Here is a 22,335-nt window from a genome sequence, read left to right as displayed (position 1 = left end):
TTGCAAATGATTCTTGTTCAGTTAAATGGTAACGCTTACATTGAAGGGGCCGGACGATGCCAACATCGAATATAAACCGGCTTTTTCAAATGGAGGCCTGAACAAAGTGGTTGCACAAACAGGCAAAAAATGGTTCCATGGTTGGCTGGCCGTCGCTCTGTTTATTGCATCGATCGCTGTGTTTCCTGCTCCATCGCGTGCGGCAGGAGAGAATCTGCTCGGTAATCCGGGTTTTGAGTCAGGTGATGTCGGGTGGGAGAAGTGGGGTAGCCCTGTAGTGACTGCCAGTGAAAAGCATGGAGGGGATAAAAGTCTTCAGGTGAAACGGAATACCGGGGGAGCCTCGGCGTCTGTGGCGGTGCAGCAAGGCAAAACCTATCGTGTCGGTTTATGGGTCAAATTCGCCGGAGCAGGAGTGACCCATGCTGTAATTGATATGGATTCATTCGGCACGCAGCAGGGCAAACAAAGTCTTCAGTTCTCGGGTTCGACGAGCTGGGAATACCGTCAGCTGCTGTATACCCCCGCTCCCGGGGATCAGCATGTCCGTCTATCGTTCTGGAACAGCACCAGCAAGGATTACTATATTGACGATGCAGTCATTCGTGAAAATGTGGATATCGAACGGCCGACAACGCCCGGTGTCTGGCAGGCCGAGCATGAGCCGGAAGCGTTAAAGCTGACTTGGGCGGGATCGACGGATGATATGGGCGTAGCATCCTACCAGCTGTCGTACAAAAAAACAGACGCCCCGGACTGGAGCACAGTGACCGTACCCCATCAGGAGACAGTCACAATGCACACTTATACGCTAAGTCAGCTGGATCCATTTTCAGTGTACGCTATTATGCTGCGCTCCAAGGATGCGGCAGGCAACATTTCAGATGCGGTGATGGGACTCGAAGCAACTCCGGGGACGAACCTTGTCTCTAATAGCGGTTTCGAGAGCGGAAGTACAGAACCTTGGGAAACCACGGGGACCGTGCAGACGGTAACTTATGACACGTACTCGGGAGGGTACGCACTAAAGCTCCTGAACCAATCAGGAATTAAGACCGCTGAGATGGCCGCCGAAGGCGATACCTCTTATCTGGTTTCGTACTGGAGCAGATCTTCAGCGGAGGCGGCAGTCCCGCCTGCTACGGTAAGTCTTGCCGTCTATCAGGACAATGACACAATTACGCACCCGCTTCCAGCGGAGGCGTCTTTAGGCTGGAAACGGCTGGAGCAGCAGGTAATCACCGGCGCAGCAGCCCAGTCCATGCGGTTTGCGGTGAGTAACACTACTGGTGCGGAGCTCTTTCTTGATCAGGTTGTTGTCAGCAAACTTCCGCAGCTTCCGCTGGAGCTTGCACCCGGGGCACCCGCGGGATTCTCAGTGACCGGTAAGGATGGTGTATCCGCCAATCTGGAATGGGAAGCTTCTTCAGGTCCTTTTGGCGTAAAGTCTTACAAGATTTCGTATAAAAAAGCAGCCGATACCGAGTGGAAAAATGTAACGGTGCCGTATGTTCCCGGTCAAGCATTGTATGCATACAAACTGGAGGGCTTGTCGCCGGAAGGTTTGTATGACATCGAGGTGAAGGCGGTCAGCGAAGGCACTGCGGTGTCAGCTGCGAGTGTGCTCCAGGTGACCACGGAGAAGATGTATCCGGTGAATCCGAATGCTTCGGAAGAGGCGGTGGAGCTGCTGGACCGACTGTATGCCACGGTGGGCAATGCCGTTTATACAGGGCAGCATAATTATTACGAACAACCCAGCCTGTGGTATGACACGGCAGCAGAGCTGACCGGATATTACCCGGCATTGTGGGGCTCGGATTTCGCCTATTACACCGGCGGGGACTTCAGCGCATTGCGCCAGGCAATGATCGATGAGGCCATTGTGAAAAGCGAATCGGGAGCCATGGTGACGCTGACCTATCATGAGCCTAGGCCGATGGATGCGCCGACGGCTGGCTGGGAAAGTGTCACGGGCGATGTTACGGTTGCCCAGATGACGGATATCGTAACTCCCGGTACAGCCTTGTATGACCAGTGGGCGGCACAAATGGACGAAGTAGCCTGTTATCTGCAGCAGCTAAGGGATGAAGGGATCCCGGTGCTGTGGCGGCCTTATCACGAGATGAACGCTGAATTCTTCTGGTGGGGGGCGCGTCCCGAGCTGTTCCGGCAGCTGTGGCACAATATGTACGACCGTTTCACTAATCTGCATGGGCTGGACAATTTAATCTGGGTGTGGAGCCCGAATGCGGAAAGCTCCTGGGCCTATGATTCCGCCCCTTATTATCCCGGACATGATGAGGTGGATGTGCTGGCGATGGATATTTACAACAACGATTACCGTGATACGTATTACAACAAGCTGGTGCAGCTGAGCGGCGGCAGACCCATTGCGATCGGGGAGAACGGGGAGCTGCCGGATATGGAGATGCTGCAAGAGAAACAGCCGCGGTACGTATATTTCATGACCTGGTCCGGATATTTGACCGATAAAAATTCTCTCAGCGGCATTCAATCACTTTACAGCCATCCCCGCGCATTAAACAACGGTGAAACCGGCAACGGTCCGTTTGTTCCTCCGCCGGTGGACAGCTATGTGATTGATGATTTCGAGGAGTACGGCGGTTCAAACAGCAGTCTGCGTGCGAAATGGCAGCGCAACGTCTCAGGCAACGCAGCGACGGTAACACTCGACACCTACCATACGAACAGCGGCACCTACGGCCTGAAGCTGGATTATACGATCGGGAATCCCGGTTACGCGGGGGTCTACCGCAGCATGGGCAAGGAATGGCCGGGGATGGAAGCGATATCCTTCTGGCTGCAGCCGGATGGCTCGAACCGTCAGCTGGCTGTCCAGTTCCATGAGACGAACGGTGAAGTGTGGGAAACCAGCTTCAAGATCCAGGGTACTGCACCGGTGCTGGTCACTCTTCCATTTACCGGTTTTGCCAAACCGGGGTGGGCCACCAGCGGCAACGGCGTGATTGATCTGGGCTCTATCAAGGAATTTGCTTTCTATGTGGCCCAAGGTAGCGGAACCCAAGGCAGTGGTACGTTGTACATTGACAACGTGAAGGCCATCAAGCTGCCGGAGGAAGAGGAATAGATGATTGGTCCGCATACAAGCTGCTGATTGTCATCATTGCCAGACCACATTTTTCGTTGACCACGGTACTGGTACGTCCTTCCTGTGCGACATAAGATTAAGGTGTAAAGCAAAGACACAGGAAGGATGACAAATGTGGAAATCGAACCAAGGGCCTTATCTTACAAGAAAGGGAATTCTGTTTCTTCCTGGTCCAGATGGGTCAGGCAGTGGGATCTTCAGCTGATGGTTGTACCGGCAATGATCTTTATCTTCGTATTCAGCTATCTGCCGATGTATGGGGTGCTGATGGCCTTTCAGGATTATCAGCTGTTCGGCGGTTTTTTTCAAAGTCCTTGGGTCGGGCTGAAGCACTTAGAAGCATTCTTCAATTCGCCCGACTTCTGGACGGTGATGCGCAACACGATTGTCATCAGCCTGCTGAAGCTATGCTTCGGATTCCCGGCACCTATCCTGCTGGCACTGATGCTGAATGAGGTGCGGAGGATGGCGTTCAAGCGGATCATTCAGACTGTCAGCTATTTGCCGCATTTTCTCTCCTGGGTCATAGTCGGCGGGTTCGTAGGGTCGATGCTTTCGACGGATAATGGAAGCGTAAACATGCTGCTGATGAGCCTGGATCTTACCTCAGAGCCGATCAGCTTTCTGTCAGTGCCGGAATACTTCTGGGGCATACTCGTTGGAACGGGGGTGTGGAAAGAAATCGGTTTTGCGGCGATTGTCTATCTGGCAGCCATTGCCGGCATTGACCCGCATTTGTATGAAGCCGCTTCCATTGACGGGGCAGGCCGCTTCAAGCAGATTCAACTGATCACGCTGCCCTGTATCCGGCCGGTTATTATCATCTTTATGATTCTGGCAGTGGGCAACATTCTGAATGCCGGTTTTGAGGACATTCTGATTCTGGCTACCAATCCGATCCTGCGGGACGTCTCGGATGTCATCGACACCTATGTCTACCGCATGGGGATTCTGAACAGCCGTTTCTCTTATGCGGCGGCAGCAGGATTGTTCAAAGCGGTTGTCAGCGTCAGCTTGCTGGCTATTGCCAACAAAGCGGCCAGGAAAATGGGCTCAAGCCTATGGTAAGCAAAGGGACGGCGAATGGTTTTTTGGAAACTTGGTCTAGTGTCGGTACAGTCTATCGGAAAGCGGGGAACAGGTTATGATGAAGCTGTCGCGGGGAGATAAAGTGCTGCAAGTGATCATCTATTTCCTGCTGATCCTGCTGGGTTTCGTCACCCTGTATCCCTTCTGGAATTCACTGGTGATCTCCTTCAATACGGGCGCGGATACGGCGTTTGGCGGCATTACGTTCTGGCCCCGCAGCCCGACGCTCGACAATTATGAAGTGGTGTTCCATGACAGCCGGATCAGTCAGGCGTTCCTGGTCTCCGTTCTGCGGACAATAGTCGGGACGATTCTGTCGGTGCTGTTCACAGCCATTCTGGCTTACGGGTTATCCAGGCAGGAGCTGATGGGCCGGAAATTTTTCATGGTGTTCTGCGTCATTACAATGTATTTCAGCGGCGGACTGATTCCAACTTACTTGCTGCTGCGCGAGTTTGGCATGATGGACACCTTCTGGGTGCTGGTGATTCCCGGATTAATCAGCGTATATAACATGATTATTTTCCGGACGTTTTTTCTGGGGCTGCCCGCAGGTCTGGCCGAGTCGGCACGGATTGACGGCTGCAATCACATGGGAGTGCTGATCCGGATTATTTTACCGATTTCCGGACCTGTTGTGGCGACTCTGTCACTGTTTACGGCGGTATGGCATTGGAATGACTGGTTCTCCGCCAGTATTTATATCAATAATCCGAATCTCATTCCGATCCAGACCCTGCTTAAGCAAATTTTGAATTCCAATATCGTGACGGATCAGCTGCAGTCCATCGGTGCCAATGCGGCGGCTCAGGACCGGCTGGCGCTGATGAAATCGGTCACATCCAAATCACTGATCATGGCCACAACCATGGTGGCAACCTTGCCGATTATTATGGTCTATCCGTTCCTGCAGAAATATTTTGTCAAAGGTGTGCTGATCGGTTCATTAAAGGAATAGGCGGCTTCATATGAAGTGAATGGTTTGCTTATGATTCAGAGTTTGCGTGCGTATAGTAAGCATTAGAGAGGGGTTACTCATTTGAAGCGTAACAAGAGCTTGCCGGTAATGACGGCTGTGTTGTGTTCGGTGCTGCTGATGTCGGGTTGTGGGGGAGGGAACAATGCAACCGTTCAAAGCACCGTTGAACCGACAAAAGAACCTGTTGCTGCGGAAACTGCCAAAGCTACTGAGACAACGCCTGCCGTAGCGGTAGGAAGCACCGTAAAGCCGGTCACTTTCAGTTACTACAGCAATTACGATTGGGACACTACAGAGCCGTGGGGCAAGGATTCCACAACCGCCTGGATTAGAGATACCCTTAAGGTAAATATGACACCCATCCAGTCCAGCGGTGCCGCAGAAACCAAGTTCAGCACGATGATTGCCTCGGGCAGTCTGCCGGATGTTATTATGATGGATCGTGGTGCCAATGTGGAGCGTTTGCGGCAGGCAGGAATGCTTGTGGCGCTGGATGAATACCTTGATCAATATCCGAATCTGAAAAATAATGCCGGTGAAGCCACGCTGGGCATGCTCCGCTCCGACGACGGCAAGCTTTACCAGTTCCCGAACTGGTATACCTCAAGTCCCAATGGCAATGGCGGGTGGATTATTAACCGGAAGATTTATAAAGAGCTGGGTTCCCCGAAGCTGGAAACCTATGATGACCTGTATGCCTACCTGAAGCAGGTCAAGGAGAAATACAGTGATGTGATCCCGCTGGAGATTGGGGCTAAGGGCCGGGGCATTGATACGATGTATGGCGGCTTTGCCGAGAATAAGCCTTATCTGCCTAAAGCGAATCCGGTGGGAAATGCGCTGGAGTCAATTTTTGAGGATCCGATATTCACCGAGAACATGCTGTACGCCAGCAAGCTGTTCCGCGAGAAGCTGATCACCCAGGATGCGTTCACACAAACGGGCAATCAAGTGACAGAGAAGCTTGCGACGGGCCGGGTTGCTGTATTCGTGGAGGGTGATGTGGTCAATCCGGGCCGGGATGCGAACAACGCGCTGCGGACCCTTGATCCGGAGTCCGGGTACGACATCATCTGGCCGATTCATAAGGCAGGGCTTGACGCGAAGAAGATCACTCCGAACAATTACAGCTCGCTCGGCTGGAATGTGCTTGTGATTACGAAGAAAGCGAAGGACCCGGAAGCGATCTTCTCCTATTTGGACTGGGCAACGGGTGAAGAGGGACAGCGTATCCTGAATTTTGGACGCCAGGGCCTGTACTGGGATGAATCGGATGCTGATGGGGTGCCGATTCAGAATGAGGCCGGGCTGAACACTCCACAGGCTGATAAAGACAAGGAAAGAATCGGCCGTTTCAATTGGGTGGGCAACACCACCTTCATCGATCAGACCAAGGCTTTGATGGATGCGCAGCTGCCGGAAGAGAAACAAAATTGGACGACATTGTCCCAGAAAAAAGTCACATGGAATACTTCGAAGAACTTTACGGAGTTTGCGAATCTGGACCCGCTGCCGGATTCCGAAGAGGGAACGATTGCGACGGCTGTCAACGATATCTATCAGGAGGTTTTTGCTAAAGCGCTGTATGCCAAAAGCGATGACGAGGTGCGCTCCCTCTTAAGCAAAGCCAATGAGGATGCTAAACGTGCCGGCTACGGCAAGCTGCTTAAATTCCAGACGGAAAGATGGCAAAACAACCTCAGCAAGATGAAATAAATAACGCTAGAGTCTGCTGTACCTGTGGGGTATACTGTAACCAAGTATACCCTTTTTGCTAAAAAATGTAAGGCTGGATAAGGAACTGCGGGCAGAAGTATGGGTTAAGCTCATCTATACAGATTTGAAGGATGGGATGATATGTACAAGGTGCTGCTGGTTGACGATGAACTGCTGGATTTGGAAGGACTGCAGCGCTTCATGAACTGGGAGAGCCTGGGCATGGACGTTTGCGCAGCCGCAAGCAGCGGATTTGAAGCACTGGAGGTGTTGAGGTCACAAACCGTGGATATTATCGTCACTGATATCAGAATGCCGATCATGTCGGGGATGGAGCTGGCCCGCAGAGCACTTGCCCTGGAGCTTAACCCAAAGCCGAAGATCATTTTTGTCAGCGGCCATGAGGATTTTCAGTATGCCAAGCAAGCGATTTCGATGAGTGCCTCCGGCTATGTCCTGAAGCCTGTAGATGATGCAGATATGCGCAGGACGCTTGAAGAGGTGCGGGGCATTCTGGACCGGGAACAGGCGCAATCCCATTTGCAGCGCTGCTTCTCAGATTCGGAGCCCCTGTTGAAGCGGGAGCTGTTCATGCAGCTGCTGGATGACGGCATGGCGGCTGCAGACAAGATGCTGCCCTTGCTGCAGCAGGTTGGGATTACCTGGCATCGGACCGTGCTGTACACCGCGCTGCTTGAACCGGATGATTTATCCTGGAAACTGAACGGCTTTGGGGAAGAAGCCAAGGCGGAGATGGAGAGAAGGCTGGAGACAGCGGTCGAGCAATTTTGTGCTCAGGAACGGATTCAGTTCTGCCGGCTGGACCGGTTCCGGTTTGCCCTCATCGTGGAAGAACGGGTGGACAGCAGCCGGCTGCAGGGACTGATTGCTATGGCGGTCAGCGGGACACCGCTTACAGTGACTATTGGGGTTGGTCCGCCTGTGACAAGTCTTACCAAGCTGCATCTCTCCTTCCGGCGGGCCAAAGAGGCGCTGGGACTGAAGCTGTTTCTGGGCAAGGGCAAGCTGATTCTCCATACCGATGCCAAAGGTCCGATCTCGGCCACGGCGAAGGATCTGGATGATATTCTGCAGTCTTTATTTCTGGCGGTATCTTCTTACCGTCTGGTCGCTGTCGACGATTGCAATGAGGAACTGTTCGTATGGGTCGGCAAAATGGAAACCAAGCTGGAAATCTACCAGCTGTTTCTGCACATTGTCTCCAAACTGGATGCTTTTTTGCATACGATTAACGAGGACTTTTATATTCTGCTGGGGCTGGACAGAAAACATCTCAGCATTTTATATCAATTTGAGACAACCCAGGATATGAAATCCTGGCTCCGCCGCCGGATGTTCGAGCTCTCTGAACGGCTTCAGCGGAAACGGCAGGGCAAGAAATACAAGCTTATCGAAGAAATTAAAGCCTACATTGAGGTGGAGCTGGAAAATAACGTCATGCTGCGGGATGCGGCGATCCACTTCTCGTTCTCCCCCAATCACCTGGGTCAAATCTTCTACGATGAGACAGGCATTTATTTCTCCGATTATGTCTCCATTAGGCGGCTGGAACGCGTCAAGCTGCTGCTCGGTGATCCGAAGCTGAAGGTCTATGAAGCTGCACACCAGGTCGGCTATAAGAATCTGTCCCATTTCAGCAAGCAGTTCAAGGATTATTATGGCGTCAGTCCGGGCGATTACCGGAGGCATCTATAACATGCGCCGTATGCTGAATGTGCCTTTTGGATATAAGCTGATTGTACCTTATGTACTCTGTCTGCTGGTTGCCGTCCTTACCGTCGGGATGTTCGCCTATGCGCATTCCGTGAACTCACTTAGAGAGAAGACACGGGAAAATATACAAGGCACGCTGCAGCAGATACGGGACAATATTCGTTACCGTACGGATGATGTTGAACGGATTTCCAAAATGCTGTATTACAATTACAGTCTGCAGAGCGCTCTGCGCCGTTACGAGCAGGGATGGTACAGCTATGAGACGATGACGAAGACACTGATGCCGGCGCTTGAAAATCTTCTGAATTACACAGCCAGCAATATCGGCTTGTCCCTTTACCTCCAGAACGATACCCTTCCGGAATTATACTACACAGATATTGATCAGAATCCGCTGCTTTCGATTAAACGTTATGAGATTTATCATCTGAAACGGATACAGGAGACAGACTGGTACCGTGGATTGGAGTTCTCCGGTAGCATGGCGGACCAAAGGCTCTGGCGCCAGATTCTGCGCGATGAGAGCTATGGCAATATTTCGCTGCTGCAGCGGCTGGACGATGTCCATCGGAGGCAGAACATCGGGCTGGTTCGCGTGACCGTCCAAATAAGCGACCTGCTGGACTCCGTGGATTACCACAAGATTGGAGAGCACACGACTCTTGAGGTGCTGGACGGCAGCGGAAACGTGGTGCTGGAATCAGCCCCGGAAGCGGAGGGATTGAAGGGTTCCCGGACCGGAAACCGGCTGCTGCTGAGTGAACCGCTGGACGGCCTGGGCTGGGAGCTGCGGGCCTACATTCCGAACAGCCTGTTCGACGAAAGTGCAAATAACGTGCGGAGGATGACATTGATCGTTTGCCTGATTAGCGCTTTTGTGCTGGCTTTCCTGGGTATTGGTGTTTCCAGTTATTTTTCGCGGCGAATCCAAAAAATTGTAGGTTCACTGAATGCTTTTCGCGATGGCGACTTCCAGAAAAGAATCCATTATAAAGGCAACGATGAACTGGCACAGATTGCTGCAGCGTTTAACCGGATGGGCAGCAATATCGAAGAGCTGATCCACAAAAATTATGTTGCCGGTCTCCAGAAAAAAGAAGCGGAGCTGGAATCGCTCCAGGCGCAGATCAATCCCCATTTTCTATATAATACCCTGTCCTCGATCAACCGTCTGGCACAATTCGGAGATATTCAGAAACTGCATATTCTCGTTCAGGAATTGGCGAAATTCTACCGGCTCTCCTTGAACCGCGGGGAAATTCTCACTACGGTCGGCAAGGAAATTGAACATGCCAAAGCCTATATTGCCATTCAGTGCATCAAATACGGAAACCGGCTGTCCGTCTATTACGATATTGATCCTGCGGCGCTGGATTATATGACCGTCAAGCTGATTTTGCAGCCGATGCTTGAGAATGCGCTAGAGCATGCCTGGTTCGGAAGTACGATCGGAATCCGGCTTGTCGTGGAGAAGCGGGAAACGGACATTGTATTCAAAATTATTGATAATGGTGTGGGCATGAACGCTGACACCATAGAGCAGATTCTGGCAACGGAAGGACCCCGGATCGGCTACGGCATCCGCAATGTCGATTCCCGGATCAAGCTGCATGGAGGGAACGGGTATGGCGTAGCCATCGCCAGCCGATCTGGAATCGGCACCTGTATACAGATCACCATTCCCTGCCGGATGTAGCCTCCTGATGGCTTCATCCGCTATGAAGGAGTTCGGATTTCATTGAAGATCATAACCACGGATTGTTATGAAATTACACTGGATGGCTATGCTGACGGTTTCCATACTTCGCTTGCTCTTGAGAGCGGGGAAGACGGCCTGCAATATGTCCGACTAACGCTGCAATCTCCCGTTCCGGCAGTTCCCGCTGCTCTTTCACTGCGCTGGAGCTGTCCCGCGCTGGATGTTCAAGGCTTATGGCATCCGGCAGCCGGACGCAGCAGAGAACTGATTCCCGACTGGCTCGAAGGTTTCGCTTCGAGGTCCACCTCTTCTGCACCAGTTGCATGTCTGTACGGCAACAGGAGTAACAATGTCCTGAGCTTCGCCTGCTCAGATGTCCTGCATCCGCTGCGGCTGCATGCGGGTCTACATGAGGAGACGGCCAGCTTCCATTGCGCTGTGACGCTGTTCACGGAGCCATGCTCTCCGTTTACAGATTATGAGGCTGTCCTGCGTCTGGATTCCCGCAGCATCCCTTATTATGAAGCGCTGGCAGGGGTGGCAGAGTGGTGGGCTAGCCTTCAAGGAAACAAGCCGTCATCGGTGCCGGATGTTGCCAAAGAGCCGATGTACTCTACCTGGTACAGCTTTCATCAGCAGCTGACGGCAGCAGAGATAGAAGCCGAGTGTAGAATTGCGGCAGAACTGGGCTGCAAGGCGGTTATCGTAGACGACGGATGGCAGACCGCAGATGAGGCAAGAGGTTATGCCTACTGCGGAGACTGGCGAATTAGTTCCGGCAAAATACCGGATATGAAAGCCCATGTGGCCGTGGTCCATGAGCTGGGAATGAAATACATGCTGTGGTATGCCGTGCCATTCATCGGCAAGCATAGTGAGGCTTGGCAGACCTTCGGTGACAAGCTGCTGTATTACGACGATGGCTTTGGCGCTGGAGTTGTCGATCCGCGCTATCCGGAAGTGCGGGCTTACCTGACCTCCATCTATGAACAGGCTCTGCTGGACTGGGATCTTGATGGCTTTAAGCTCGACTTTGTAGATAGCTTTTATGCGGTACAGACCCTGGATGCTCAAGCGCAGAACGGGGGCGGACGGGACACCCATTCTGTGCCGGAAGCCGTTGATATGCTGCTCAGCGGCGTGATCTCCCGCCTGAGGCAGCTGAAACCGGAGATTATGATTGAATTCCGCCAAAATTATATCGGACCGCTGATGCGCAAATACGGCAATATGTTCCGTGCCGGCGATTGCCCGAATGATGCTCTGCAGAACCGGATCAAAACACTGGATATCCGCCTGATCTGCGGCGGCACTGCGGCTCATGCCGATATGCTGATGTGGCATCCGCAGGAGTCTGCGGCAAATGCCGCGCTGCAGTTTATCAATGTGCTGTTTTCCGTTCCGCAGATTTCTGTCCGGCTGGACCGGCTCCCGCAGCCGCATTTGGAGATGCTGGCCTTTTGGCTGTCCTTCTGGCGCGAGCATCGGGATGTGCTGTTAGACGGATCTATTGAACCGTATCATCCCGAACTGCTGTATCCGCTGGTCATTGCCCGCACGCCTCAGAAGTGGGCAATGGCTGCCTATCAGGATACGGTTATTCCCTTGAGCGGGGACCTGCCAGATCTGGTCTTGATTATAAACGGTACCTTGCTCTCCCGTATCGTAGTGGAACTGGACCGGGAATCCGGTCAGCGTGAGGTCATTGTCCGGGATTGTCAGGGAAACGTGGTTTCGATACAATCAATGGCTTGGAACAGCGGGGTTTACGCCATGGAGGTTCCGGCGGCAGGAGTTATCACGATTCGTGCTGTTCTGGCGGAATGACGAGCAAGTACACCGGTACAGTCCATAGGGACAAAATCGTATTATAACCGCTGATCGAATCAATGCGGTGGAATGAGCATAGATGCTGCCGATCCAGTCGATGTGGTGGAATGAGCGCGGATGCTGTGATCCAGCTGGAGTGGTGGAATGAGCGTGGATGCTGTGATCCAGCTGGAGTGGTGGAATGAGCGTGGTTGCTGTGATCCAGCTGGAGTGGTGGAATGAGCGCGGATGCTGTGATCCAGCTGGAGTGGTGGAATGAGCGTGGATGCTGTGATCCAGCTGGAGTGGTGGAATGAGTGTGGTTGCCTTGATCCAACCGATGTAGTGGAAAGAGTGTAGAAGCCGCTGGCACAGCCCTTTGTAGCTGGGCAGCGGTTTTTTGTTATACGGAGGCGGTTGGGAGGCAGGCATGCGATGTGCGGTTGTATAACATCAAACTACTGTCTCATAACACATTTAAGCATTGAGTTATGATGTCTATGGTTTGTATATCTGTACAATAGATAGCTTTCGAAGAGCCCGTATTGGCCTTCAGGCACAGACTTTATCGCTTCATACATACTGCTCGGGTATCGCTACCGATCTTTTTAACGGGAAAAGTTAACGCTAGGTAAAACCGAACAAGCTGAATTGAGTGACTAGCGGGAATTTTGCCTGCTAATAATTCTTATAACAATGGAATTCGAATATTCATCAATATTAGCGGTACGGATTCCCGCTACATTGTTCAGAAGAAGGATATATACATAATTAGCGGAAGGTATTCCCGCTACAAATGTTTAAGCAGTTTTGATTGGGTGGTGGATGATTTTTACAGGTTGGACCTTATCTGTTTTGGTGTTTTTGACAATTGTTGTTGTTAATGTTCGAAGTCATTGATGAAGTTGATGAAGTTAATAGGTTGATGAAGTTGATGAAGTAAATGTCCGTGATATAATAAATAGAAGCAATTACGCTGCAAAAACTCGGTAGCTAAGAGGGGCTGCCAGAAAGGCTGATGAAGGATGCAAATAACCAAAACGAATGCCATGCGGATGCTGGATGCCAAGGGAATTGGCTATGAAATACATACCTATGATAATGAGGACGGGGCTATCCACGGAACTGCGGTAGCGGAGAAGATTGGCAGACCGCCGGAAACCGTCTTTAAGACACTGGTCTCGCATAGCGGAGCAAACCTGTATGTGTTTGTCATTCCGGTTGCCGAAGAGCTCGATCTGAAGAAAGCCGCAAGAGCTGCGGGTGAGAAGAAGATTGAAATGCTTCCGCTGAAGGATCTGCTGAAATGGACCGGTTATGTCCGGGGCGGCTGTTCGCCGGTCGGGATGAAAAAGCTGTATCCGACCTATATCGAGCAAAGTGCGGAGGAACTGGAGAGCATAGCGGTTAGTGGCGGCAAGATCGGCATGCAGATTGAGCTTGCACCGGATGAACTCGCCGGAATGGTCAATGCGAAGTATGGCGATTTGATTAAATAGAATGAAGCAGAAAAAGCAGCGGCCCGGGGGAGTTTGGGCCGCTGCTTTTTTGTGTCTGCTCTTAAAAATGCGCTGCCAGTATCCCCAAGTATTCCTTCAGCGCAATTCCGGTGTTCTCCGCTGAACCGGGGGAAGGGGAGAACTTGCCGAGATAGAAGGAAGATTCCCGGCTGGCAATGTAATCAGTGGGAAAGGCCAGCGGAGACAGCCCGGCATGTTCAAACTCCAGCATGGCACGTGGCATATGAAAGTCTGAGGTTACAAGCACGGGACGGCTAAAGCCGTGAGCCTTCATCAGCGCAGCCGTATTTACAGCATTTTGCTCTGTGTTCAGCGACTGGTTCTCCGCCAGTACATCAGCCTCGGGGATTCCTAACCCGATTAACTGGCGTTTGGCGATGTCAGCTTCATTTCCGCTATCGGTATAGACCTGTCCGCCGGAGAATAGAATCGGCAGCCCGGTCTCGCGGTACAGCCGCGCGGCGGTCAGCAGCCGGTTCGCCGCCGGTCCCAGCAGGTTGCCTTCACCGTCAAGATCCCGGTTGCCGGAGGAAGCGCCGCCGCCCAGCACCACAATAACATCGCCGTCAACGGTGTTTGGCTGGTCATATTTCCGCTCCAGACTGCCGATTAACGGATCGGCAACCAGGCTGGTCATGGACAGATAGAGCAGCAGCGTGATGCCCAGCAGCACCAGGGCGGGGCGGCGGTTTTTTCGCCATAACCACACGGCTACCGCGGCGAACAACAGTACAAACAGACCCGGCGGCAGAATGAAGCTGTAGACGAATTTAATAATATAGATCAGCAGGATCAACCTCCGTTCCCTTTATATGTATACTCTATAGCCGTATTGTACCACGTAAGCTCTCCATATAGATGCTTAAGGCAGAAGGATGATGCCTCGCCGAGCCCCTTTTTGAATATGTGACTAAGATGATAAAGGTTCCCCTATAATCCCATGTTCGAACAGGCATTTGCAATAGGCAGATTTTGAAGTGCACATACACATATTTCTTAAAAAACTGCGCTTATCTGTTAAAAAAGCGGCACCCGGCATTCCTTCCTTCCGTGGTAAAGTATAGGTGGATCAATCTGGTTATAATGACACTGTATAATAGGGGAAGCTAGTCTGCTAAGATGGGAACTAACGAACGAACATACAAGCGGAGGGACAGCGATGAACAGAAATATTCGGGTGCTGCTGGCGGATGATGAACCGGTAATCCTGCGCGGGCTCAAGAAGCTTATTTCCTGGGATGCGCTTGGTCTGGATATTGTCGGAGAAGCGCGTGACGGCATTGAGCTGAAATCAATGATAGCTGCCTGCAACCCCGATCTTGTAATTAGCGACATCAGCATGCCGGGATTTACCGGAATTGATATTATACGCGATATTCATGAGTCCGGGCTTCCGATCAAGGTGGTGTTTATCAGCGCCTATCAGGAGTTTTCGTATGCGCGGCAAGCCCTGCAGTACGGGGCTCTTGATTATCTGGTGAAGCCGGTGAACACCGGCCAGCTGGAGCAGGTCGTGAGCAGAGCCGTCGCTGTAATCCGCCAGGAAACGGAAGAAGAGCGGAACAAGGAAATGCTCAAATCCTATGAACGGAAGAATCATTCCGTGACCATTGAAGAATTACTCGAACAGATTACCGACGGCAGCAAAGGAGCGGCGGCGGCACTGGCCCGCATGGGTAATATAGCCATCAGCCGTTATGCCACCGTATGTGTCGTGGAGATTGACGAATACAGCGGGATGCCCACCCGCTGGGAGGAACGCGAACGCAAGCTGGTAGAATTCGCGTTGTCCAACATTATTAAGGAAACCGTAGAAGAGGCGGGCAGTGATTATGTGTTCCGCAAAGGAGAACGCTTCGGGATTCTGCTTCAACACGAGCATGAAGGGGAGCCGCAGCGGTTGATGGAAGATCTTCACCACAAGATCAACAGCTTTCTGAAGCTGCAGGTGTCTATCGGTGTCGGCAAGTCCGTGAGTGGCATCGAAGAGGCGGTGGAATCTTACCGCAGTGCGCTCAAAGGCCTCAAGGCCCGATATTTTGCCGGATTAAACCGGGTTATCCCGGATATTGCGGAGCGCCAGGAAACCTCGTTCCCATTATCCGCATTGACCTCCCTTCAAGCTTCAGTTTCGGAAGCGCTTAAATCGCTGGATAAGGAGCAGCTCGCTGCGAGCTCCGGGAAACTGCAGGAAGCGGTACAGCTTCTGTCGGGAGACAGCCGGAATCAGGCGGTTTCCCATATCTACAATGCCATTATTCAGCTGGAGCAGGAGCTTGCCGACTATGGTGTGGACGCCGGGCTGCTGGTTCAGGACGACAAGCCGCTGCTGGAGAAATTGACCGATGTGCCAACCTATGCTGAGCTGCAGCAGGCATTTGAGGATGTCGTCAATAAAATGTATGACCAGCTGGCCTGTAAGGCTGGCGGGAAAGAGATGCCCCAGCTGATGCAGGTGAAGGCTTATGTGGAAGAGCATTATGCGGAGAACATCACTCTGGAGTCAACAGCGTCACTGGTTTATATGAATCCGTATTATTTCAGCAGTTTCTTCAAAAAGCATACCGGGCAAAATTTCAAATCCTATCTCACAGAAGTCAGAATGGGCCATGCGCTGCGTCTGCTGCTGCAGAGTGACCTGATGGTGTATGAAATTTCCGAGCTGGTGGGCTATAATAATGCCCGGCATTTCAGTGATATGTTCAAGAAGAAATACGGCAAGCTGCCGCAGGAATATAAACATTCGCTCAGAAATTAACAGACATTTTTCTTAGAGAAAAGAGGGGTGTTCGTGCTGATCTGGGGACGCAGATCCAAGAGCATTTTCGTGAAATTTTCCGCTTCCTTTTTATTGGTCGGGCTGATACCGCTGCTTGCACTCAGCTTCTTCTCCGTGAAGACCTTCTCCGGCTATGTGGAGCGCTATACTACCAGTAATTTGCAGCAGATGGTTCTGTATATGAGCTACAATCTGAATACCGCATTTAATCAATATAATGAAACCTCCAAGCTGATGTATACCGGCCGTTATGAAGGTTTTATTGAGAGCTATACACAGAACCAGGCAACCAATGTCAATGAGCGGGAGCAGATCAACACCATTCCGATCGACTCCTTTCTGAAGACGCTGTTATTCAGCGATCCTTATATTACAGGAGTACAATTTGTCCGCCAGTCTGACGGCAAGATTTATTCCCAGGAGAAAGAGAACCGCTCGTTGTCCGGTGAACCGGTCCCAATCCCGGCTTGGCTGGCGAAGATGGAAGAGAACCCCTCGAAGGTGGAAATCTTCCCCACACATATAGATAATTATTTCTTCCAGTCGCAAAGACAGGTGTTCACCGTCGGGCGCAGTCTGATTGATACCTCAGGGCGTGTGACCAAAGAACCGAAGGTTGTAGGAACGCTTTTTCTCGATATCGATACCACTTTGTTCCAGCAGTTCTTCAGAGAGCTGAATCTTGGGGAGAAGGATGAACTGTATTTGCTGGACGGTGAAGGCAGAATCTATTTCAGCAATCAAAAAGAGACTTCAGGCATCATCGCACAGCCAGACAAGCAGAACAATGAAATGATTATCCTCAGCGAGGATATCCCTTTTTTGCAGGGGAAGCTTATCGCCAAGATCCACCGGGGCAGCTTGTTCGAACAGCTTCTGTCTGCCAGAACCACCGTATACATCGCCATTCTGATCTGTGCCTTTGTAATGATTATTATGGGGGTCTGGTTTTCCCGCAGGCTTGCCGCTCCGATCCGTGAGCTCATAAAACAGATGACGGTGGTGGAATCGGGCAAGCTGGACATTCAGGTCAGCGTGAATACCAATGATGAAATGGGCCGGCTGGCGCATGGATTCAACCGGATGGTGGAGCGGCTTCAGGTCTATATTGATGAGGCGTACGTGGCTCAGATCAAGCAGAAGCAAACAGAGCTGAATGCGCTGAAAAGCCAAATCCGCCCTCATTATTTATATAACACGCTTGAAGTTATCCGTATGAATGCGGTGGACAAGGAAGCCGGAGAAGTGGCCGATATGATTCTTGCCCTCTCCAACCAGCTGAAATATGTCATTGATTACGGGGAAGACCGTGTAAGTCTTGGCAGTGAGCTGGAGCATTTGCAGAATTACTTTTATATTATTTCCGTACGTTTTGAGAACCGGTATGAGCTTCATCTGGACATCGCTGCTGACATTCAGATGGATTGGCCGATACTGAAACTTTCGCTGCAGCCCATTGTAGAGAATGCGGTCCAGCATGGCCTGCGGCTTAAAGGGAAAGGTACGGTAGGCATCACGGTGGAACGTCGGGAGAATGTCCTTGCGGTCACCGTGTACGATGATGGCATCGGCATGAACAGGGAAGAACTGGCGCGTATTACCCAATCATTGAATGACGCTGAGGCTCCCAGCAAAAATGTTGGCTTGAAAAATGTGCATGAGCGGATCCGTTCCAGCTTCGGTGAGGCGTACGGGTTGTCCGTCAGCAGCCGCGAGCATATCGGAACCTCCATTACACTGCTGTTTCCGATTAGCGAATAATCCCACATTATACCCGGGAGGTCACTGCTTATGTTCTGCAAAAAAGTGTTTACCCTGCTGTCTCTTCTGCTGCTAATGACCACCGGCATACTAACAGCTTGTGAAAGTAATCGTGGCTATAACGGTAATTCTGCAAATCATGGTGCTGACGTTACAGGAGCTGACGATGTTGAAGCAGACAGCGGGAAAAAGGTTCAATTCAGTATCGCTTATGCAGCCGGCGACCCGGCAACCAGACAGGCCATTGCGGCGGCGATCAAAAGCTACATGCAGCTCCATCCCGATGTGATGATCAATGATGTGGCTGAGATGTCCTCAAACGCTTACCTGGATTGGCTGAAAATCAAGGATGCGGTGGGCGAGTTTCCGGATTTGGTTGAAATGCGCGATACCGAAGCCTTTGCTGCTGCCGATAAAATTGTCCCGCTGCCGTCCGATTTAGTGGAACTGTTCGATCACCCGCCGCTGATAGACGGCAAGGTCTGGAACGCACCGCTTTTCATAAACGTGCCAGAAGGGATTATCTATAGTAAAAAAGCCTATGCCGCTGCCAGGATTACCGAGCTGCCGACAACTTACGATGAATTTCTGGACATCCAGGAAAAGCTGAAATCGAGCGGCATTACTCCACTGGTTGTCGGCGGTAAGGATATATTCCACATGGGCTTCTGGGTGAATAAATTTCTGATTGATGAGGTGTACGCCAAGGACCCGGACTGGAACTCCAAGCGTACTGCGGGAATCGTCAGCTTCACGGATGATAATGTGATTCAGGCAATGAGTGATTTTAAGGGTCTGTTCACTAATTATGTGAATAAAGACTGGCTCAGCACCGGAGATAACCAGACGGCTTCCATTCTCGTATCCGGCAAGGCAGCGCAGCTTTTCTCGGGAACCTGGATGTTCTCGCAGATAGAGGAAGCCGATCCAAGCTTCGAATACGGATTTTATGCTGTGCCTGACCGTGAAGGCAACATAAATGTTGTGGGACTGCCGTCTCCCTCAGGCTGGTCCTTGTCGGCGGAAGCCGCGGGTGACCCTGACAAAAGAGAAGCAATTAAAGACTTTATCAGGTTTTTCTTTGCCCCGGAACAATATTCCAGCTTCCTGGCCCGGCTGAACGTGATTCCCTCTACCACAGACAAGATTACCTATAATACGAGTGAACAAATGAAGGCAGCTCTGGACCTGATCAAGGATCCGAAGGTGACCAAGTCACTGAAGATCAACAACTGGTGGGGCAGCAATCTTATTCCTCAGCAGTTCCGCAACTGGTACTACAAGCTGCTGCAGGAGATGGTAGTGAAGCGTGGTAGCGTAAGAGATTACATGAAGCTAGTGGATGCAGAATACGACAGGCAGGTAAAGGAAAACTAGCCTTAGTAAGGGTAAGTCTCTTGAAGAAACTTGATGATAAAGTAGCCTTTTTATACAGACGGAGGTCCCCGGACCTCCGTTTTTTTGTACTTTTTGGGAATGCCCAACCACTTCTGCTTGGGTTTCCTCTTAAATTTACCGCACATGAGCCTTAAGAAACTTCATTCTAACCCGAATCGGCGGGTGCTATGCTAGTAGCAAGGAAACGCTTTCGAAAAGATGATGCGCACATCAAACCCCAGTTTCCAGTCTGCCACCAACCTACGGTTCCACAGCAGTGTTCCAAAATTCATACTCCGTTTTGTACTAAGGTACGAAGTGTTTTCCCGTAGTGATACTAACAAAATTTTAGGGGGTTGTTCTACAGATGATTACAAAAACGATGACAAAGCTGTCTGTGACGCTGCTTGCTGCTACGGCTATCCTGTCGGCTTGCGGCAACAACAATAATAACGGAAATGCCAATACCGGTGATAAGACAGCGGCATCCAATGCTCCGAGCGCGGCAGCGGCGGATACGAAGAAAGAGGTTAGTTTCACCATCGGTTACGCCGCCGGTGATCCTGCAACGAAACAGGCGATTGCCAATACGGTCAAAGCCTTTATGGCAGCTAATCCGAATGTGAAGATTAAAGATCTCAGCGAAACGACATCCGCCGCTTATCTCGATTGGCTGAAAACCAAAGATGCGGTAGGCGAATTCCCGGATTTGGTGGAAATGCGTGATACCGAGGTTTTTGCCGATGCCGGTAAAATTGTTGAGCTGCCAACCGACCTGCTGGATTTATTCGATAATCCTCCGCAGGTAGAAGGCAAGGTCTGGAACGCTCCGCTGTCCGTCAACGTGCCTCAAGGCATTATTTACAGCAAAAAAGCTTATACCGATGCCGGAATTACTGAACTCCCCAAAACCTATGATGAGTTCCTGGCGATCCAGGAGAAGCTGAAATCTGGCGGAATCACCCCGCTGGTGGTTGGCGGTAAGGATATTTTCCACATGGGCTTCTGGGTGAATAAATTCCTGATTGACGATGTGTATTCAAAGGACCCGGATTGGAACTCCAAACGTACGGCCAAAACAGTCAGCTTTACGGATGCCAATGTGGTTCAGGCCATGACGGATTTTAAAGACCTGTTCAAGAATTACGTCGACAAGGGCTGGCTAAGCACCGGTGACAACCAGACGGCATCTATTCTGGTCTCCGGCAAAGCCGCTCAGCTCTACTCCGGCACATGGATGTTCTCGCAAATTAAAGAGGCCGATCCAAACTTCGATTTCGGGTTCTATGCGATTCCTGACCGCGAAGGTAAAGTGAACGTAATTGGCCTTCCGTCACCTGCCGGCTGGTCTCTGTCCGCTGAAGCCGCCAAAGACGCCGACAAAACACAAGCCATTAAAGACTTTATCCGGTACTTCTTTGCACCTGAACAATATTCACCGTATCTGGCCAGCGTTAATGCCATTCCATCCACAAAAGAGAAGGTAACCTACGAGACGGGCGAGCAAATGAAGATAGCCCTGGATTTGATTGCTGATCCTAACGTTACCAAATCCCTGGCGATCAACAACTGGTGGGGGGATAACCAGATTCCGCCGCAGTTCCGCAACTGGTACTATAAATTGCTGCAGGATTTGGTTGTGAATGATGAAGATGTAGCTAGTTATATGAAACAAGCCGATACCGAATACGATGCGCAAGTGAAGGCTAACCAACAGTAAAGAAAGAGCGTCCGGAAGAGGAGTGCCTCCGTTCAAGGTGAACCCTCCTCTTCACCGGCGATCTCCGGGAGGGAGAGTAACTATGGCTACAGCAATAGAGAGAGCAGACAAGCCGCTGGCGGCAGCCGTTCCGAAGAAAAAGAAGAAGTGGCAGTCCTACGCGTTCATGTTTATTTTGCCATCATTTTTGATTTATACGTTGTTCGTTATTGTTCCTACTGTAGGAAGTATATATTTAAGCTTCACCTCATGGGATGGCATCAGCGAAGATGTGAGGTACATCGGGTTCGCTAACTTTGTGGAAATCTGGCATAGCCCCCGCGTTCACAACGCGCTGAAGAATACTTTGCTTATGACGGTCAGCCTGGTAGTGCTGGAGAATATCGCCGCTATTGCCTTGGCCATTCTTGTAGATAAAGTACGCTGGTTCCGCAATCTGTTCAGAAGTATTTTTTATTTCCCAACTCTGCTCAGCGGGATTGTAATGGGGTTTGTCTGGGCCATGATTTTGAACTATAACTTTGGTGTGTTTAATCAGATTCTGGATAGTGTCGGGCTGGGAAGCTGGATGGTAGACTGGCTCGGGAATCCGAAGTATGCGATGATTTCGATCATTTTGTCCACGGTGTGGAAAGGCGCGGGGTATTACATGATCATCTATCTGGCGGGGCTGCAGGGCATTCCTGCTGAGCTGAATGAAGCGGCGAGCATTGACGGTGCGAACGGCTGGCAGCAATTCCGCCACATTACCTTCCCGCTGTTAGCTGGATCGATGACCGTATGTATGGTGCTTTCCATGATCAGTGCGCTGAAGATTTTTGATCAGATTGCAGTAATGACCGATGGAGGCCCCGGTTTTGATACCGAGACATTGACCTATATTATTTATAAAGTCGGCTTTGGCGAACTAAGGCAGGGCTTTGGTACGGCGCTGGCAATGGTGCTGTTCCTGATCATTATGATCATTACGGTCATCCAGGTTAAATTCCTCCGGAAACGTGAGGTGCAGATGTAAT

Annotated in this window: 14 protein-coding genes; 13 read left to right on the top strand and 1 reads right to left on the bottom strand. The window is 51.1% G+C overall.

Translation table 11 applies throughout. The features are described 5' to 3' along the window. The first annotated feature begins 106 nt into the window (after positions 1-106). The 8 genes from H70357_RS34440 to ybaK all read left to right on the top strand — a co-directional run bounded on the left by H70357_RS34440 (position 107) and on the right by ybaK (position 13,661). The gene (locus H70357_RS34440; protein ID WP_197073604.1) at positions 107-3,112 is read left to right on the top strand and encodes a glycosyl hydrolase; all 3,006 of its coding nucleotides are present in this window, start codon (positions 107-109) and stop codon (positions 3,110-3,112) included. A gap of 225 nt (positions 3,113-3,337) precedes the next feature. Continuing rightward, positions 3,338-4,201 carry an ABC transporter permease gene (locus tag H70357_RS20155; RefSeq protein WP_156131021.1) on the top strand — a complete coding sequence of 288 codons (864 nt, stop codon included), beginning with the start codon at positions 3,338-3,340 and terminating at the stop codon, positions 4,199-4,201. Positions 4,202-4,277: 76 nt separating this feature from the next. Then, positions 4,278-5,180 carry a carbohydrate ABC transporter permease gene (locus H70357_RS20150; RefSeq protein ID WP_038593249.1) on the top strand — a complete coding sequence of 301 codons (903 nt, stop codon included), beginning with the start codon at positions 4,278-4,280 and terminating at the stop codon, positions 5,178-5,180. A 108-nt stretch (positions 5,181-5,288) separates the two neighbouring features. Continuing rightward, positions 5,289-6,917 (top strand): extracellular solute-binding protein, encoded by a 1,629-nt coding sequence (locus H70357_RS20145; RefSeq protein WP_038600069.1) that lies wholly within the window; start codon positions 5,289-5,291, stop codon positions 6,915-6,917. Between the two features lie 141 nt (positions 6,918-7,058). Then, the gene (locus H70357_RS20140) at positions 7,059-8,633 is read left to right on the top strand and encodes a response regulator (RefSeq protein ID WP_038593245.1); all 1,575 of its coding nucleotides are present in this window, start codon (positions 7,059-7,061) and stop codon (positions 8,631-8,633) included. Further along, the gene (locus tag H70357_RS20135; RefSeq protein ID WP_197073603.1) at positions 8,596-10,350 is read left to right on the top strand and encodes a sensor histidine kinase; all 1,755 of its coding nucleotides are present in this window, start codon (positions 8,596-8,598) and stop codon (positions 10,348-10,350) included. The genes H70357_RS20140 and H70357_RS20135 overlap by 38 nt, the downstream gene beginning before the upstream one ends. A 42-nt stretch (positions 10,351-10,392) precedes the next feature. Beyond that, on the top strand, positions 10,393-12,180 hold the full coding sequence (locus tag H70357_RS20130; protein ID WP_038593239.1) for a glycoside hydrolase family 36 protein: 1,788 nt from the start codon (positions 10,393-10,395) through the stop codon (positions 12,178-12,180). A 1,007-nt stretch (positions 12,181-13,187) separates the two neighbouring features. Further along, entirely contained in the window at positions 13,188-13,661 is a 474-nt protein-coding gene (gene ybaK / locus H70357_RS20125; RefSeq protein WP_038593236.1) for a Cys-tRNA(Pro) deacylase, read from the top strand. Positions 13,662-13,722: 61 nt separating this feature from the next. On the opposite strand, the gene H70357_RS20120 is transcribed toward ybaK, so the two are convergent. Further along, on the bottom strand, positions 13,723-14,469 hold the full coding sequence (locus H70357_RS20120) for a YdcF family protein (RefSeq protein ID WP_038600066.1): 747 nt from the start codon (positions 14,467-14,469) through the stop codon (positions 13,723-13,725). A 372-nt stretch (positions 14,470-14,841) separates the two neighbouring features. Between H70357_RS20120 and H70357_RS20115 the strand changes: the two genes are divergently transcribed. The 5 genes from H70357_RS20115 (at position 14,842) to H70357_RS20095 (ending at position 22,334) form a co-directional block, all read left to right on the top strand. After that, a complete protein-coding gene (locus H70357_RS20115; protein ID WP_038593233.1) occupies positions 14,842-16,440 on the top strand; it encodes a response regulator in 1,599 nt (532 codons plus the stop codon). A 33-nt stretch (positions 16,441-16,473) separates the two neighbouring features. Further along, positions 16,474-18,222 carry a cache domain-containing sensor histidine kinase gene (locus tag H70357_RS20110; RefSeq protein WP_052092153.1) on the top strand — a complete coding sequence of 583 codons (1,749 nt, stop codon included), beginning with the start codon at positions 16,474-16,476 and terminating at the stop codon, positions 18,220-18,222. 30 nt (positions 18,223-18,252) lie between these two features. After that, positions 18,253-19,599 (top strand): ABC transporter substrate-binding protein, encoded by a 1,347-nt coding sequence (locus tag H70357_RS20105; protein WP_038593227.1) that lies wholly within the window; start codon positions 18,253-18,255, stop codon positions 19,597-19,599. A gap of 367 nt (positions 19,600-19,966) precedes the next feature. Then, the gene (locus tag H70357_RS20100) at positions 19,967-21,319 is read left to right on the top strand and encodes an ABC transporter substrate-binding protein (protein ID WP_038593224.1); all 1,353 of its coding nucleotides are present in this window, start codon (positions 19,967-19,969) and stop codon (positions 21,317-21,319) included. Between the two features lie 82 nt (positions 21,320-21,401). Beyond that, entirely contained in the window at positions 21,402-22,334 is a 933-nt protein-coding gene (locus H70357_RS20095) for a carbohydrate ABC transporter permease (protein ID WP_052092152.1), read from the top strand. Position 22,335: the final 1 nt, after the last annotated feature.

This window comes from Paenibacillus sp. FSL H7-0357, assembly GCF_000758525.1.
In the GTDB taxonomy this organism is placed as follows: domain Bacteria; phylum Bacillota; class Bacilli; order Paenibacillales; family Paenibacillaceae; genus Paenibacillus_AQ.
Note: the sequence above shows the minus strand (reverse complement) of the source record. Positions and strands in the feature narration are given on the sequence as shown.

Bases quoted from the DNA above. Each gene is read 5' to 3' on its own strand.
- H70357_RS20155 (WP_156131021.1), top strand. From the start codon at position 3,338: ATGGTTGTACCGGCAATGATCTTTATCTTCGTATTCAGCTATCTGCCG.
- H70357_RS20150 (WP_038593249.1), top strand. From the start codon at position 4,278: ATGATGAAGCTGTCGCGGGGAGATAAAGTGCTGCAAGTGATCATCTAT.
- H70357_RS20145 (WP_038600069.1), top strand. From the start codon at position 5,289: ATGACGGCTGTGTTGTGTTCGGTGCTGCTGATGTCGGGTTGTGGGGGA.
- H70357_RS20140 (WP_038593245.1), top strand. From the start codon at position 7,059: ATGTACAAGGTGCTGCTGGTTGACGATGAACTGCTGGATTTGGAAGGA.
- H70357_RS20135 (WP_197073603.1), top strand. From the start codon at position 8,596: ATGGCGTCAGTCCGGGCGATTACCGGAGGCATCTATAACATGCGCCGT.
- ybaK (WP_038593236.1), top strand. From the start codon at position 13,188: ATGCAAATAACCAAAACGAATGCCATGCGGATGCTGGATGCCAAGGGA.
- H70357_RS20115 (WP_038593233.1), top strand. From the start codon at position 14,842: ATGAACAGAAATATTCGGGTGCTGCTGGCGGATGATGAACCGGTAATC.
- H70357_RS20105 (WP_038593227.1), top strand. From the start codon at position 18,253: ATGTTCTGCAAAAAAGTGTTTACCCTGCTGTCTCTTCTGCTGCTAATG.
- H70357_RS20100 (WP_038593224.1), top strand. From the start codon at position 19,967: ATGATTACAAAAACGATGACAAAGCTGTCTGTGACGCTGCTTGCTGCT.
- H70357_RS20095 (WP_052092152.1), top strand. From the start codon at position 21,402: ATGGCTACAGCAATAGAGAGAGCAGACAAGCCGCTGGCGGCAGCCGTT.